Here is a 14,210-nt window from a genome sequence, read left to right on the forward strand (position 1 = left end):
CGTGGCGCCGGCGCGTGGAGGGCGGGGAAGAGGGCCGCGCGTAGGCGGCGGCCAGGGGCACGGGCTCGCGCGGCAGCGAGCCTTCGTGCATGAGGCGCTGGAGCCCCACGGCCCAGGTGGCCAGGTCCGGCTTCTGCGCCAGCCGGCCCATGCGCCGGGCCAGCAGCAGGTACGTGCCCACCACGAACGAGCCGAAGAGGCTGGGGTCCACGTCCGGGGTGTCCGGCTGCTGGCCGCGCAGGAGGTGGAACTCCCCCGCGATGCGCTCCACCTCGCGGTCCACCACGTCCCACATGACGGACTCGAAGGCGGTGCCCTGGCTGCCCACGATGAGCGCGGTGACGAGCTCACGCTGGTCCCACATGAGCTCCAGCATCTCCACGTCCAGCGCGGCCTCCAGGCGCAGGAAGACGCGGTAGCGCTCCGAGCGCGTGGCGACGTCGCCGGGGCCCGGCATGCCGTACTCCGCGCGGAAGCGCTCCATGCGCGACAGGCGCTCCGTGGCCAGCCGCTCCAGCGCCTCCAGGAACTCCTCCACCAGCGCCGCGAAGAGGGCCTCCTTCGAGGGGAAGTGCAGGTAGAAGGCGCCCTTGGACAGGCCGCCGGCGGCGGTGATGTCGCTGATGCGCGCGCCCTTCACGCCCCGCTTCGCGAACTCCGCCCGCGCGGACGCGATGAGCGCGCTGCGGGCTTTGGGGTCTGCGGGACGGGGCATCGCGGGCCATTCCTAACCCGCCGGTCAGAAATAAAACAGCCGTTGCTGAACGCCGGGTCAGGAATCCGAGGGGCGTGTCGGCGGAGGGCGCAGGAGGGCGGAGCAGAGCGGACACGCGGGCGGTGCGTGGGGGCTGTCCCGGCGGTGCAGGTCCAGGATGGCGCGGGAGATTTCCGCCAGCTCGCGGCGCACCTCGCGGCGGGCGCCCTTCACGCGCTCGATGCGCATGTGGTCATAGCCGGTGGTCTGGTGGCGCATCCAGGCGATGACGGCGGCCTCCGCGCGCCGCTCGATGGGGATGCGCTCCGTGCGGGCCACGGTGCCGCTGCCCACGGGGGTGGCGTGGCCGGCGACGAGCACGGCCAGGCGCTTGGCGTGGGGGAGCCACGCGGGGCTGAAGGCGAGGAAGCGCAGGACGGCGTTGGCGAAGTCCACCTCGTACTCCGCCTGCTCCTTCGCGCGGCGCTCGCGGCCCTGGGCCAGCTTCCTGGCGTAGGCGGGGGTGGCGCGCTCGTCCTCCAGGGCGGCCCTGGCGTGGACGATGTGGGCCTCCGGCGCCCATACGCCCCGGGAGAAGAGCTTGCGGCCCACCTTCTCCACCACGGTCCAGGAGGGGCCGGCGGCCTTCACGCGGCGGGTGAGGCCGGCGTCGCCGGGGGGGAGCAGGGCCCAGCCGTCAGGCACGGAGAGGAGGCGGCCGTCCTGGGCACGCACGCGGCGGGGGTCGGCCGTGGGGCCGACCGTCAGGGAATCAGGCATGGGGTGGGGTCCGAAAGGGCCGGCTGCATAGCACGCCCCCTCGCACCCTGGTAAATGCCCCGGGAACGCGCGCGCGAAGGAAAGACTCCGCGCGTGCGAGGAGGCCACTCTCGTCGTGGGAAGCGCCGGCATGTCCCTACTGAGGCTCACCTTCCTCGGCACCTCCGCCGCGCAGCCCACGCTGCATCGCGGCCTGTCCGGCCTGGCGGTAAAGGCGCACGCGGACCTGCTCCTCTTCGACTGCGGCGAGGGCAGCCAGCGGCAGATGGTGCGCTTCGGCACGGGCTTCACCGTGGACGCGGCGTTCTTCACGCACTTCCACGCCGACCACTACCTGGGGATCATCGGCTTCCTGCGCACGCTGGGGATGACGGGCCGCACGGAGCCCATGCACCTGTACGGGCCGCCCCCGGCGCGCCGGCTGTTGCACCAGGCCGTGCACCTGGGGCTGGAGTCGCTGGCCTTCCCGGTGGAGATCCACGAGCTGAAGGACGGGGACGTGGTGCGCCGCAACGGCTACTCCGTGCAGGCGGTGGGCGTGGACCACCGCATCCACGCGCTGGGCTACGTGCTGGCGGAGGACGCGCGTCCGGGGCGCTTCCACCTGGAGAAGGCGCGGGAGTTGGGCGTGCCGGAGGGGCCGGCCTTCGGGAAGCTGCAGAAGGGCGAGGCCGTCACGCTGCCGGACGGGCGCGTGGTGAGGCCGGAGGACGTGCTGGGGGAGGCCCGGGCCGGGCGGCGGCTGGTGATTTCCGGCGACACGCGGCCGTGCCCCGCGCTGGTGCAGGCGGCGAAGGACGCCGGACCTGCTGGTGCACGAGTCCACCTTCTCCGACGACGAGCAGACGCGCGCCGTGGAGACGCGGCACTCCACCGCGCGGGAGGCGGCCCAGGTGGCGCGCGACGCGGGCGCGAAGCGGCTCATCCTCACCCACCTGTCCAGCCGCCACGACACCGACCCCGGACGGCTGCTCACGCAGGCGCGCGAGGCGTTCAAGGGGCCGGTGGAGGTGGCCTTCGACGGCCTCACCGTGGAGCTGCCGCTGCGCGACTGAGGTGGCTTCGCGCGGGCGGCGGCCCCGGCTCGGTGACGGCGGGTGGGGCTACTCGACCTTCTTCGCCTCGGCCTGGAGGGCGGAGGCGGCGTCCGGGTCCACCTTCTGGAGCAGCTCCCACTCCAGCTCGGAGTCGCGCTTCATCTGGGAGCTGCCGGCGCCCACCGCGGACTCGCCCATGTCCTTGCCGCGGCCGCTGGTGTCGTCGGCGGCGCGGGACTCGGAGCGGTCCTGGCGGCGGAACTCCACGGAGCACTGGCCGGGGCCGCGCTCGGTGCCGCGCACGTGGTAGCGCGCGTAGGCGGTGCCCAGGGAGGACGGGGCGCTGGTCATGAGCCACTCCGTGGTCGCCTCGAAGCCGGTCTGGCCCTTCATCAGGGAGTAGCCCTTCTCCTGGAGGAGGGCGACGGCCGCCGGCCACACCTCCGCGATGGGCTTGCGGTAGACGTGCCCCATGGCCTTGTCCTCCAGGTACGCCTGCTGCCGGCGCGCGGCACAGCCGCTGAAGGCGAGGGCGAGGACGGACACCACGAGCAGCGCCGAGGCGCGGGACGATTTCGAGGGGTTCATTGCTCCGGACTCCATGGAAGGGAAGACGGTTGCGGAACATCACCCGGCGCGGGCCCGGAAGCCAGGACCGGGCCCGTGCGGGACGGGGTTACCTTCATCAGGCAACCTTCATTTGGTAGGAGCCCCGCCGCCTCCCGGTGATGCGTCCGGCGTCGCACATCCGCGCGCACGAGGCCGTCCGCGCCTCCCGCGGCGGGGCCATGCTGGCGGGCGGACATGATTCCCATCAGCGACGACAACCCGACCCTGCGCACCCCGGTGATGACGTACCTCCTGCTCGCGGCCCTGGGGCTCACCTGGGTGTTCTTCCAGGGCGCGGGCTTCAACGTGGTGCGGCTGGCCACCAGCATCTGCGAGCTGGGGCTGGTGCCCGGGGAGCTCTCCGGCCGCGCGCCGCTGGGGCTGGCGGTGCCGCTGGGCGACGGCATCGCGTGCGTGGTGGACAACGAGGCCATCAACCGCCTGACGCCGCTCACGTCCATGTTCCTGCACGGAAGCTGGGGGCACCTGCTGGGCAACGTGCTGTTCTTCTGGGTCTTCGGCAACAACATCGAGGACAGCATGGGGCGCTTGCGCTTCCTCGTGTTCTACCTCCTGTGCGGGCTGGTGGCGGCGGCCACGCACGTGGCGGTGGACCCCACGTCGCCGGTGCCCACGGTGGGCGCGTCGGGCGCCATCGCGGGCGTGCTGGGCGCGTACCTGGTGCTCTACCCGCGCGTGCGGGTGAACATGCTGTTCATCCTCTTCATCTTCATCCGCGTCTTCCCCATCCCCGCGTGGGCCGTGCTGGTGTGGTGGTTCGTGCTCCAGGTCATCACCGGCCTGCCGCAGCTGATGACGCTGCGGCCGGAGGTGTCCGGCGGCGTCGCCGTGTGGGCGCACATCGGCGGGTTCGTGGCGGGCATGGTGCTCATCAAGCTCTTCCAGAACCCGCGCTACACGGCACAGCGCACGACGTGGCGGCACCGGATGCACCCGAACCACCCCTGAGCCCGTCCGCCGGGCAGGAGGGCAGGCGCCCGGTGGCAGGGGGTGCGGACGCGAAGGAGCGCCCCGACATTGGGGAATGGTGTTCTTCGCGTCATGAGGAGGCAGGCATGGGGGCGGATCAGCGGTCGGAAGGGCTCAGCGTGGGCGCGCCGCCAGCGAGCAAGCGGGTGCTCATCCTGGGGGGCGGCTTCGCGGGCATGTACGCGGCGCTGCACCTGGAGCGGCAGCTGGGCAAGCGGGACGACGTGGAGGTGACGCTCGTCAGCCGCGACAACTTCTTCCTCTTCACGCCCATGCTCCACGAGGTGGCGGCGAGCGACCTGAACGCGACCGCCATCGTCATCTCGCTGCGCAAGCTGCTGCCGCACCTGACGTTCGTGGAGGGCGACGTCAGCGGGCTGGACCTGGAGTCGAAGAAGGTCACGGTGGCGCACGGCGGGCTGGACGGCCACAGCCACACGGTGTCGTACGACTACGTGGTGCTGGCCATGGGCTCGGAGACGAACTTCTTCGGCAAGCCGGGCCCGCGCGACTACACGCTGACCATGAAGACGCTGGGCGACGCGATGCTCCTGCGCAACTGCCTCATCGACCGGCTGGAGGAGGCGGACACGGACTGCGTGACGGTGGGCAAGCGCGACGCCATCGTCACCTTCGTGGTGGTGGGCGGCGGCTTCGCGGGCGTGGAGACGGCGGGCGCCATCAACGACTTCATCCACGGCGCCCTGCCCTTCTACCCGAACATCCAGCACGCCAACGTGCGCGTGATGCTGGTGCACGGCGGCCAGGAGGTGCTGCCGGAGCTGGGCGAGGAGCTGGGCACGTACGCGCGCAAGAAGCTCATCGAGCACGGCGTGGAGGTGCTCACCGGCGTCCACGTGAAGGACGTGACGGAGGCGGGCGTGGCGCTGCCGGACGGCACGGTGGTGCCCACCAAGACGGTGGTGTGGACCGCGGGCGTCACGCCGCCGCCCCTGCTGGCGACGCTGCCGTGCGAGAAGGAGCGCGGCCGGCTCAAGGTGAACGCGCGCATGGAGGTGCCCGGCTTCCCGGGCGTGTGGGCGCTGGGCGACTGCGCGTCGGTGCCGGACCTCACCAACGGGGGCAAGCCCTGCCCGCCCACCGCGCAGCACGCGATGCGCCAGGGGCTGGTGGCGGCGCGCAACGTGTGCGCGGCGCTGAAGGGCCAGCCGGGCAAGGCGTTCCGCTACAAGATGCTGGGACAGCTGGCGGCGATTGGCCGGCGCGCGGGCGTGGCGCGCATCCTGGGGCTGAAGTTCTCCGGCACCTTCGCGTGGGTGCTCTGGCGCACCGTCTACCTGTTCAAGCTGCCGAAGCTGGAGACGAAGGTGCGCGTGGCCATGGGCTGGACGCTGGACCTGTTCTTCCGCAAGGACGTGGTGCAGCTCATCGGCCCGCGCGAGTTGGATCAGCTCACGCTGCCGGCCCTGCCGCTCAACAGCCGTCAGCAGGTGCGGCAGGTGCAGGCGCTCCAGCCGGGCACCCAGCACTGAGCCGCGCGCTTCAGCCGCGCGGCGGCAGGTGGTGCAGCAGCCGCTCCAGGTCCGGCTGGAGCTCGTCCGGCGCGGCGGTGGCCAGCGCTTCCCGCGCGTGCGTGCCCCACGTCACGGCGTAGGTCTTGAGGCCCGCGGCCTGGCCCGCGCGCAGGTCCAGCGTGGTGTCGCCCACCATCCACAGGCCGCCGGTGCCCAGCGCCTTCAGGGCGTGGTGGATGACGTCCGGCGCGGGCTTGTGCGGGAAGCCGTCCGTGCCCTGCACGTGGTGCAGCAGGCCGCCCAGTCCCATCGCGTCCACGAAGCGCCGCGCCATGTCGCCGCGCTTGGTGGTGGCGACGGCGAGCAGGTAGCCCCGCTCGCGCAGGGTGCGCAGCACGCGCTCCACGCCGGGGAAGGGCCGGGAGCGCCGGTGGAAGTTCAGCGGGTAGTGCTCGCGGTAGGCGGCGCAGAGCGTGGCGGCGTGCTCGGGCGCGAAGCGCGTGTACATGGCCTCCAGCGGCTGGCCGATGAGCGCCCGCACCTCCGCGACGGAGGGCGCGGGCAGGCCGTGGTGCGTGAAGCCGTGGAGGAAGCTGTCGATGATGTCCGGCAGCGAGTCCACCAGCGTGCCGTCCAGGTCGAAACAGATGCCGCGAGGGGTAACGGTGCTCACCCGCCGTTCCATACGCCCTTCCGGGGCCGCGTGTCCCTATGCTTGCGCCCGCCGTGCGCTCCCTCCCTGGACGGGGGCGCCGCCGGGGGGCGACATGCGACGCGCGAAACAAGAGGACGGCTTCTGGGTGGCCCCGGAGGTGCCCGGGCTGGAGCTGCACCGGGCGGCCTACACCCGGTGGACCTTTCCGAAGCACTCGCATGACGTCTTCTCGCTGTGCGCCTACGACGCGGGCGCGCAGTCCATGCACCTGCAGGGGCAGCGGGTGGTGGCCTCGGAGGGCAGCCTCCTCGCCGTGTCGACGGGGGAGATGCACGAGGGCCGCGCCGCCGACTCCACCATCGGGTGGGCCTACCGCATCCTCTACGTCCCGCCCGCGCTGCTCATCCGCGCGGCGGAGGAGACGGGAGCGCCCGCGGGCACCCTGCCCGGCTTCGCGTCGCCCATGCTCCAGGACGCGGCGCTGATGGAGCGCTTCACCGTCACCTTCGACGCGCTGAAGGACGGCGCCGTGTCCCGGCTGGAGCGCGAGGAGCGGCTGCTGGGATTGATGGTGGCGCTGCTGCGCCGGCACGCGGGGCTGCCGTACCTGCGTCGGGCCACCGCGTGCGCGAGGGGCGTGCAGCGGGCGCGGGAGCTGCTGGAGGCCCACCCCACGCGCAACCTCTCGCTGGAGGCGCTCGCGCGGGTCGCGGGGCTCAGCCCGTGGCACCTGGTGCGCGCGTTCCACCGTCAGTTCGGCCAGACGCCGCAGGTGTTCCAGCGGGCCCTGCGGCTGCGGCTGGCGCAGGAGCTGCTGGCGGGGCCGCTGCCCATGGCGGAGGTGGCGCTCGCGGCGGGCTTCACGGACCAGAGCCACCTCATCAAGCACTTCGGCCGCACGCTGGGGGTGACGCCCGGCGAGTACCGGGCCGCGGCGCTCGCGGGGCGGGGACCGCGCAAGCACGTACAATCCCAGGCGCCCGTGCGTCCGTAGGTTGGAGCCCTCTTTCAGACAGGAGGGGTCCACACATGCAGCGAAACATCATCGCGGTGGCGGTGCTCACGGGATGGCTCATGGGCTGCGCGCCGGAGCCCTTGGCGGACGCGGTGACGGCGGAGCCCGCCGCCTCCGAGGAAGCGCTGGAGACGGACGCGCGGACCTGGGGCGCGGTCGTCCTTCCCCCGGGAGCGCGCGTGTACGGCCGCCCCATCACCGCGTGGGCGAAGGAGTGGTACCGCTGGCACTTCCGCGTGCCGGCGGACCGCAGCCCCATGCTGCGGCTGGAGCAGGACTGCGACGAGGACCAGGACGGCCCCGTCTACTTCGTGCCCACCTACGACCTGGACACCACGTACCAGCGCACCTGCCGCGTCCCCCGGAACAAGCCCGTGCTGGTGCCGCTGTGGGTCATCATCAATGACTACCCGTGCCCCGACCCGTCCTTCGAACCGGCGCCGGGCCAGACGCTGGAGGACTTCCTGCGCCAGGGCGCGCTCGACTTCAACAATGGCACGCAGGACCTGGTGGTCACCGTGGACGGCCGGCGCGTGGACACCCGCCGCCACCGCCACACCAGCGGCCTGTTCACCTTCGACGCGGACCCCAGCCTCGTGGGGAAGATTCCCGACCCGTGCCTCGTGGGGGGCGAGCAGCGCGGCGTGACGGACGGGTGGTGGCTGATGCTCCAGCTGTCCCCGGGCGAGCACGTGGTGAACGTGCGGGCCCTGGCGCCCTTCGGCGCGCCCATTGATTACACATACACGCTGCGCGTGGGGCGGTAGTCACCAGACCGGCTCACAAGACTGGCCGTCGCGCGGGGCGTGCGTCAGAGTGCCGCGCGCGATGTCCCGGGGGGCTTCCCGGGCGAACGGTCATGGCGGGTGCGCGGATGATGCGAGGACGTCTCGGTTGGATGCTGGGGGCGCTGGTCCTGTGGGTGGGCGCTTCGGGCTGCTCACGGCGTGTGCCGGAAGCAACGCCCGCGGAGCAGGCGGTCGAGGACGCGCCCACGGTGTACGTGGCCAGGCGCATCCGCACGCTGGATGCCGCGAAGCCGGAGGCCCAGGCGCTCGCCGTGCGCGACGGCAAGGTGCTGGCGGTGGGCACGCGCGAGGAGGTGCTCGCCGCCGCGGGCGCCACCGCGCGCGTGGTGGAGCTGGGCGACGCGACGGTGGTGCCGGGCCTCACGGATTCTCACGGGCACCTGGCCGGGCTGGGCCAGGCGCTCGCGAGCGTGCGGCTGGAGGGCACCACGTCACTGGAGGAGGTGCGCCAGCGGCTGGAGAAGGCCCCGTCCACCGCGCACCAGGGTGACTGGCTGGTGGGGCAGGGCTGGGACCAGAACGACTGGGACACGCAGCGCTTCCCCACCCTCTTCGACATGGGCGAGCACCTGAAGGACACGCCCGTGGCGCTGTGGCGCATCGACGGGCACGCGCTGTGGCTCAACGGCGCGGCGCTCAAGCGCGCGAACATCACCCGCGACACGAAGGACCCGGAGGGCGGCACCATCGTGCGCCTGCCGGAGGGCGACCCCAGCGGCGTGCTCATCGACAACGCCATGGACCTGGCGCTGAAGGTGCTGCCCCCGCCCACCCGTGAGCAGCACGAGGCGCACCTGCGCGCGGCGCTGGAGCACTGCGCGCGCGTGGGGCTCACCGGCGTGCACGACGCGGGCATGGACCTGCGGACCTTCCGCCTGCTCCAGGCCTGGGACAAGGCGGGCACCCTGCCCCTGCGCGTCTACGCCATGGCGGATGGCCAGACGGACGACCGCGTGCAGTACCTCAAGGACGGCCCCTTCCAGGGGAAGCTCCTGACGATGCGCGCGGTGAAGCTCCTCCTGGACGGCGCGCTGGGCAGCCGGGGCGCGGCGCTAGGCGCGGCCTACAGCGACGAGCCCGGCCACCGCGGCCTGCTGCTCCTGTCCCCGGAGGAGTACGCCGCGCGCGTGCACGCCTTCGTGGGCCGCGGCTTCCAGGTGGCGACGCATGCGATTGGCGACCGCGCCAACACGCTGGTGCTGGACACGGTGCTGCGTGAATTGGCGGCCGCGGGGATGAAGGACGCGCGCCCCCGCGTGGAGCACGCGCAGATCATGACCGCCGAGGACATCTCCCGGCTGGGCGCGAACGGCTTCGTCGCGAGCGTGCAGCCCACGCACGCCACCAGCGACATGCCCTGGGCGGAGAAGCGCGTGGGCCCGGAGCGCATCCAGGGCGCCTATGCGTGGCAGAAGCTGAAGGCCGCGGGCGCGGTGCTGGCGCTGGGCAGCGACTTCCCGGTGGAGCGGCCGGACGTGCTCGCGGGGCTGTACGCGGCGCGTACGCGGCAGGATGCCAGCGGCCAGCCGCCGGGCGGGTGGCAACCGGACCAGCGCCTGAGCGGCGAGGAGGCGCTGGAGGGCTTCACGGTGGGCGCGGCCTGGGCGTCCTTCGCGGAAGGACAGCGCGGCCGGCTGAAGCCGGGCCAGGACGCGGACTTCGTGGCGCTGTCGGTGGACCCCGTGGACGCGCCCCCGGCGGACCTGCTCACCGGGCAGGTCCGGCTGACGGTGGTCGCGGGCCGCGAGGTGTTCCGCGCGGACGCGAAGTAGCTACAGGTCCGCTTCGTAGGAGAGCGACTCGATGCGCTGGTTCGACTCCGTCTGCAGACGGGTGCGCTCCTGCTCGAGTCGCTCCAGCTCCCGGCCGATGAGCTCCAGCCGGTCCTCCTGCGCGTTGAGCTTGGTGACGAAGCGCTCCACCAGCTCGCGCTGGGACGCGCCGCTCTTGAGCGAGTCGATGTTGGAGCGGATCCGCTCCTGGTCCTTGAAGAGCTGGGTGCGCTCCTCGGTGAGGCGCTGCACGTCGCGGATGACCTGCGACAGCTTCTCGCGCAGGGCCACCACGTCGCGCAGGGCCTGGGCGACGCGCGGGTCGATGAAGCGCGAATCGAGGAAGAACGCCACCTCCTCCAGCCCCACGTTGCCGAGGTAGTACTGGCGCTGTCCCCTGGTGCGCTCGGTGACGGTGAGCGTGTCGGAGGCGCCCGGGGCCAGCTCGCGCTTGAAGCGCCAGAAGCCGTCCGTCGTCTCCGCGGGGGCGGCCGTGTCCTTCAGCTCCCAGCCGGTGCGCGGGTGCTCCACGTAGAGCACCTGGGGACGCTTCGCCTTGTTGCGCGCGAGGACCTTCGTGCGGCGCTGGTGGAAGAACTCCACGACGAGCGTCCCCCGGCCGAGCCGCGCGCGGAACACCGGGCCGTCCTCCAGGTCCTGCTCCACGGACACGACGCAGGACAGCTCGACAGCGTAGGGGACGAAGCGCACGTCGTCGGGCTTGAGGGTGTCGAGCATCGCCTCGCCCACGTAGGTCTCGTCCTCGGTGATGGTGACGGGGCCGCCCTCCAGCGTGAGGCCGGTGGTGTTCTTGAACTCGATGCAGGCCATCGGGTTCTTCTCGCGCGTGGCGCGGTTGTAGAGCAGCACGCGGCGGCCCTCGAAGGGGCGGTGCAGGATGGGCACGAGCGCGCTCTGGTTGCGGTGCACGGTGACGGGGCGGTCCACGCCGTACTCGAAGAGGTCGCCCACCTCCTTCGTCAGCGTCGTCACGGGGGTGCTCTGCTCCAGCGTCTCGCGCATGCCGCGTCCGCCGCCGCCAGCCCTGGGGCCGCCCCTGGCCCGCATGCGGGGGGCCGCGGCGGGCGCGGCCATGGGCATGATGCTGGCCATGGGGGCGCCCTGGCTGCCGTAGGCCTCCTCCTCCGCGGCCATGTCCATGGCGGGCTCGAAGGCGCTCTCGTGGGCCTCCTGGGGGATGACGGGCGCGACGCCGGTCTCCGAGCGCACCTCCACGACGGGGCGGCGCAGGTAGCGGGGGTTGTAGAGGTCGTGGACGAAGGACACGGGCAGGCCGGCGATGAGGGACAGCTCCACGTCCACCCAGTCCTCGTCGCCGGTGTTGTCCACCAGGGCCCAGCCCTGGAGGAGGGGCGGTTTCCCCTCGTCCAGGAGGATGCGGTAGCTGGTCTTCCACACGGGGGACTCCAGCACGTAGCTGACGAACAGCTCGCGCGAGCCCTCTCCGGCGGTGAGGATGGACAGCCGCTTGGAGTCCTTCTTGTACGAGGACATGACGGTGGCCAGGTAGAACTCCAGGTCCTTGCGCACGGCCTCGTCGAGGAACTCCAGCTCGCCCAGCTCCAGCACGTCGAAGGTGCGCAGCGACGCGCCGACGAGCAGCGTGAGGAAGGGGCGCACGACGCTCGCTTCCCCCTGCACGACGGGCAGGGATTCGAGGCCGACGATGGCGCCCTCCACCTGCGCGCCGCCGACGCGGGCGCGCACGCGGGCGCCCTTCACCTGACCGAGCAGCGCGGTGAGGCTGCCGTGTTCGGGGATGCGGATGGTGGCTTCGGAGAGGAGCTGTTCGAGGGGCTTGGTGGAGTCGTAGCTCACGGCGGACACGGAGCCGCCGTTCAAGTCCAGCACGGTCATGGACTTGAGGACGTCGTTCATGTCGCGCGCCTTGAAGTCCAGGTGCGCGGTCTCGCTGCCGGTCACCTTCCCCCGGCGCTCGAAGTAGCCGACGCCGTGCTTGTAGAGGACGACACGGCGGATGGACAGGGGCGAGGGCATGCGCGGGGCTCCGGGTGCGGTGTGGACGTGGGGGCTGGTCTAGCAGCGCCGGGGGACGGGGTTCCACTCCGGGTGGAGTTCCCTGGCGGAAGAAGCCGGTCCGTGCATCAATGGCAGACAGGGGGCATCCGCCAGATGCAACGACAGTCTTTCCGCCAGGAGTTCATCGCAGGGGCTTGCGTGGCCCTAGTCCTGCTCATGGGCTGCGGGACATCCAAACCCCGGGGCTCCAGCACCGTGACGGAGGTCCCCCTGGAGAACACCGCGGCGGTCGCCCACACGTCCTGGCAGGACGCGCGCGTGGGAGACCGCGTGGAATATGCCTTCTACGTGCACGCGTCCGGCATGAGTCGGGGGAACAGCTCCTCAGCGGGCCAGCTCTTCGTGGAGGTCGTGGCCGTGAGACCGCCCTGGGTCTGGCTTTCCATTCGCGTCACGCGGAATGACGGCCAACCTCATCCGCATCCGTTCTTGCGCCACGCTTTCGTGCTGCCCATGCGCATGGGCCAGGCCCCGGCGCATCGTCCTCCAGGCATCCGGGGAAGTCCTCCCATTCCCATCCGGGCCTTCGCCGCCGGCCACCACTGGCTGGCACAGCGCACCTCCCGTGACGAATCCAGCGGTGACGGGCCCACACAACACCGGATCTACGCGGAGCCCCCCGGCCCGCTTTACCTCACCCGTGGACTGCTCGAAGTCGACAGTGTGAGCGGCTTCAATGTCACGTTTGGCCACCGCCTCGCACTCGTGTCGTTCCAGCGGGGGTCGGGCACCTCCGAAGGTGTCCTTCCCCGCATGGACCGCCCTTTTGGACCAGGCACCTGGTACGAAATGAAGGCGCGCACTCGCGAAGGCTCTCGCGTGACACGCATCTGCCTGGGCGCTGAGCAGGGCTATCTGCTGCGCAAGGGATGGACCGACTCCACCGACGGCACGCGGTGCGAGGACTTCCAGGACGCGGAGAGCGTTGCGCTGGAAGACGCCTTGATTCAGCTCGTCGATGAGTCCGTCTTCGTGCCCACCTGGCCGCCTCGCGACTACGGGGCTCCGCTCCCGAGGCAGGGACCGCTTCACCTGGGGCAGGACTCGCTGCGGGCCTACTTCGATGAGACCCCGGACAGCATGGATCATGAAAGCCTCAAGGTGACCGTCCAAGGCTTCGCCACGGATGTGTGGAATCCCGTGCTCCGGGGACTCCCCAGGGAGGCCCGGTTCAAGGAGTTGTCAGCGGAGACGTTCTGGCAGCCCCGGGCAGGACTGCACCAGTTCATCGAGGACACGAGACTCTCGGGCTGGGGCACGTGGCTGGAGCCCTCCGAGCTGTCTTCCAGCACACGTTGACCCCGAACACACGGCCACCGTCCACGCGGATCCGCGCGGGGCTCCGTGTATCTAGCGGCCGCATGCGACGCCCCCTCCTCCGCGCTCCCCTCCTGCTGTGCTCCGCGCTCCTGCTGAGCACCGGCTGCGAGAGCATGAAGCCCCGTGCCGTCTCCCCCTCCGACGGCACCACCGCCACCGAACCGTCCGACGCCTCCGTCCCCACCCAGGCCTCCGTGCCGGACGCGGGCGCTCCCACGCCCGAAGAGACCACCGCCACGCCGTCACCGTGGCAGCGCGCCCGCGTGGGCGACCGCGTGGAGTACGCCTTCTCCGCCCACCGGGGCCGCCCGGGCTCGGACACCGGCGTGGGCGTGGCCGGCCATGTCGCGCTGGAGGTCGTCGCCGTGCAGGCGCCGTGGGCGTGGCTCACCATCACCTTCACGGATGACCAGGGCAGGCCCCTGCTCCACCCGCGCCTCTCCCAGCCCCGCGTGCTGCCCATGCGCCTGGAGTTGACGCAGCCGTGGAAGGAGGAGCACCGCGGTCAGCGCTCCCTCGAACAGACCACCGCCGCCGGCCGCGCCTGGGACGCGCGCCGCTTCCTGGACGACCGCCGCCCCAGCGACGGCCCCCTCCAGAACCGCCTCTACGCCACCAAGCCCGGGCCGCTGTACCTCACCCACGGCCTGCTCGACGCCAGCACCACGCTCTCCGGCTTCGGCGCCAGCGGCAGCCAGCAGCTCACGCTCGTGTCCTTCCGCCAGGGCGCCGGCGGCGCGGGCACCGTGCCCGTGCTCGACCACGCGTGGGGCCCGGGCACCTGGTACGACGTGCGCCAGGAGCTCTCCGGCACGGCCTCCGTGCGCCGCGTCTGCCTGGGCGCGGAGGGCGGCCTCCTCCTGCGCAAGGAGGCCACCAGCCCCACCGGCGACGCGCCGTGCGCGGACTTCCACGACGCCGAAACCACGCCCCTGGAAGAGGCCGTGCTCGACGCGGTCAGCGAGGCCGTCAGCCAGCCGCGGCAATGGCCGC

At 72.1% G+C, this 14,210-nt stretch carries 12 protein-coding genes and 1 pseudogene; 8 read left to right on the top strand and 5 right to left on the bottom strand.

Going from position 1 to position 14,210, the window contains the following annotated elements:
- Together ACLEQD_RS21715 and ACLEQD_RS21720 are read right to left on the bottom strand one after the other, a co-directional pair.
- On the bottom strand, positions 1-715 hold a 715-nt coding region (locus tag ACLEQD_RS21715; RefSeq protein WP_410386339.1), incomplete at its 3' end, for a TetR family transcriptional regulator.
- Between the two features lie 57 nt (positions 716-772).
- Positions 773-1,474 (bottom strand): DUF2293 domain-containing protein, encoded by a 702-nt coding sequence (locus ACLEQD_RS21720; RefSeq protein WP_410386341.1) that lies wholly within the window; start codon positions 1,472-1,474, stop codon positions 773-775.
- Between the two features lie 130 nt (positions 1,475-1,604).
- On the opposite strand from ACLEQD_RS21720, the pseudogene rnz reads away from it, so the two are divergent.
- Positions 1,605-2,529: pseudogene (rnz, locus tag ACLEQD_RS21725) on the top strand (ribonuclease Z).
- Between the two features lie 48 nt (positions 2,530-2,577).
- On the opposite strand, the gene ACLEQD_RS21730 reads toward rnz, so the two are convergent.
- Positions 2,578-3,099 (bottom strand): hypothetical protein, encoded by a 522-nt coding sequence (locus ACLEQD_RS21730; RefSeq protein WP_410386343.1) that lies wholly within the window; start codon positions 3,097-3,099, stop codon positions 2,578-2,580.
- Positions 3,100-3,315: 216 nt separating this feature from the next.
- Here ACLEQD_RS21730 and ACLEQD_RS21735 point away from each other — a divergent pair, with 216 nt between their 5' ends.
- Together ACLEQD_RS21735 and ACLEQD_RS21740 are read left to right on the top strand one after the other, a co-directional pair.
- Positions 3,316-4,089, top strand: a complete 774-nt coding sequence (locus ACLEQD_RS21735) for a rhomboid family intramembrane serine protease (protein WP_410386345.1) — start codon at positions 3,316-3,318, stop codon at positions 4,087-4,089.
- Between the two features lie 107 nt (positions 4,090-4,196).
- Complete coding sequence (locus tag ACLEQD_RS21740) at positions 4,197-5,603, top strand: NAD(P)/FAD-dependent oxidoreductase (RefSeq protein WP_410386347.1); 1,407 nt, start codon at positions 4,197-4,199, stop codon at positions 5,601-5,603.
- 10 nt (positions 5,604-5,613) lie between these two features.
- Here ACLEQD_RS21740 and ACLEQD_RS21745 read toward each other — a convergent pair whose 3' ends face one another.
- Positions 5,614-6,270 carry an HAD family hydrolase gene (locus ACLEQD_RS21745; RefSeq protein ID WP_410386349.1) on the bottom strand — a complete coding sequence of 219 codons (657 nt, stop codon included), beginning with the start codon at positions 6,268-6,270 and terminating at the stop codon, positions 5,614-5,616.
- A gap of 82 nt (positions 6,271-6,352) precedes the next feature.
- Between ACLEQD_RS21745 and ACLEQD_RS21750 the strand changes: the two genes are divergently transcribed.
- The 3 genes from ACLEQD_RS21750 (at position 6,353) to ACLEQD_RS21760 (ending at position 9,836) form a co-directional block, all read left to right on the top strand.
- Positions 6,353-7,234 (top strand): AraC family ligand binding domain-containing protein, encoded by an 882-nt coding sequence (locus tag ACLEQD_RS21750; RefSeq protein WP_410386351.1) that lies wholly within the window; start codon positions 6,353-6,355, stop codon positions 7,232-7,234.
- Between the two features lie 35 nt (positions 7,235-7,269).
- Entirely contained in the window at positions 7,270-8,022 is a 753-nt protein-coding gene (locus ACLEQD_RS21755; RefSeq protein WP_410386353.1) for a hypothetical protein, read from the top strand.
- Between the two features lie 110 nt (positions 8,023-8,132).
- On the top strand, positions 8,133-9,836 hold the full coding sequence (locus ACLEQD_RS21760; RefSeq protein ID WP_410386361.1) for an amidohydrolase: 1,704 nt from the start codon (positions 8,133-8,135) through the stop codon (positions 9,834-9,836).
- On the opposite strand, the gene ACLEQD_RS21765 is transcribed toward ACLEQD_RS21760, so the two are convergent.
- On the bottom strand, positions 9,837-11,855 hold the full coding sequence (locus tag ACLEQD_RS21765) for a hypothetical protein (protein WP_410386355.1): 2,019 nt from the start codon (positions 11,853-11,855) through the stop codon (positions 9,837-9,839). It abuts the gene before it with no gap.
- 135 nt (positions 11,856-11,990) lie between these two features.
- On the opposite strand from ACLEQD_RS21765, the gene ACLEQD_RS21770 reads away from it, so the two are divergent.
- Together ACLEQD_RS21770 and ACLEQD_RS21775 are read left to right on the top strand one after the other, a co-directional pair.
- Complete coding sequence (locus ACLEQD_RS21770; RefSeq protein ID WP_410386357.1) at positions 11,991-13,196, top strand: DUF6068 family protein; 1,206 nt, start codon at positions 11,991-11,993, stop codon at positions 13,194-13,196.
- Between the two features lie 62 nt (positions 13,197-13,258).
- On the top strand, positions 13,259-14,210 hold a 952-nt coding region (locus ACLEQD_RS21775), incomplete at its 3' end, for a DUF6068 family protein (protein WP_410386359.1).

Source organism: Corallococcus sp. 4LFB, from assembly GCF_046520365.1.
Classification (GTDB): Bacteria; Myxococcota; Myxococcia; order Myxococcales; family Myxococcaceae; genus Corallococcus; species Corallococcus caeni.

Excerpts from the sequence above, each read along its gene's own strand:
- ACLEQD_RS21740 (WP_410386347.1), top strand. The coding sequence starts at position 4,197 with ATGGGGGCGGATCAGCGGTCGGAAGGGCTCAGCGTGGGCGCGCCGCCA.
- ACLEQD_RS21735 (WP_410386345.1), top strand. The coding sequence starts at position 3,316 with ATGATTCCCATCAGCGACGACAACCCGACCCTGCGCACCCCGGTGATG.
- ACLEQD_RS21765 (WP_410386355.1), bottom strand. The coding sequence starts at position 11,855 with ATGCCCTCGCCCCTGTCCATCCGCCGTGTCGTCCTCTACAAGCACGGC.
- ACLEQD_RS21745 (WP_410386349.1), bottom strand. The coding sequence starts at position 6,270 with ATGGAACGGCGGGTGAGCACCGTTACCCCTCGCGGCATCTGTTTCGAC.
- ACLEQD_RS21755 (WP_410386353.1), top strand. The coding sequence starts at position 7,270 with ATGCAGCGAAACATCATCGCGGTGGCGGTGCTCACGGGATGGCTCATG.
- ACLEQD_RS21770 (WP_410386357.1), top strand. The coding sequence starts at position 11,991 with ATGCAACGACAGTCTTTCCGCCAGGAGTTCATCGCAGGGGCTTGCGTG.
- ACLEQD_RS21760 (WP_410386361.1), top strand. The coding sequence starts at position 8,133 with ATGCGAGGACGTCTCGGTTGGATGCTGGGGGCGCTGGTCCTGTGGGTG.
- ACLEQD_RS21730 (WP_410386343.1), bottom strand. The coding sequence starts at position 3,099 with ATGAACCCCTCGAAATCGTCCCGCGCCTCGGCGCTGCTCGTGGTGTCC.
- ACLEQD_RS21750 (WP_410386351.1), top strand. The coding sequence starts at position 6,353 with ATGCGACGCGCGAAACAAGAGGACGGCTTCTGGGTGGCCCCGGAGGTG.
- ACLEQD_RS21720 (WP_410386341.1), bottom strand. The coding sequence starts at position 1,474 with ATGCCTGATTCCCTGACGGTCGGCCCCACGGCCGACCCCCGCCGCGTG.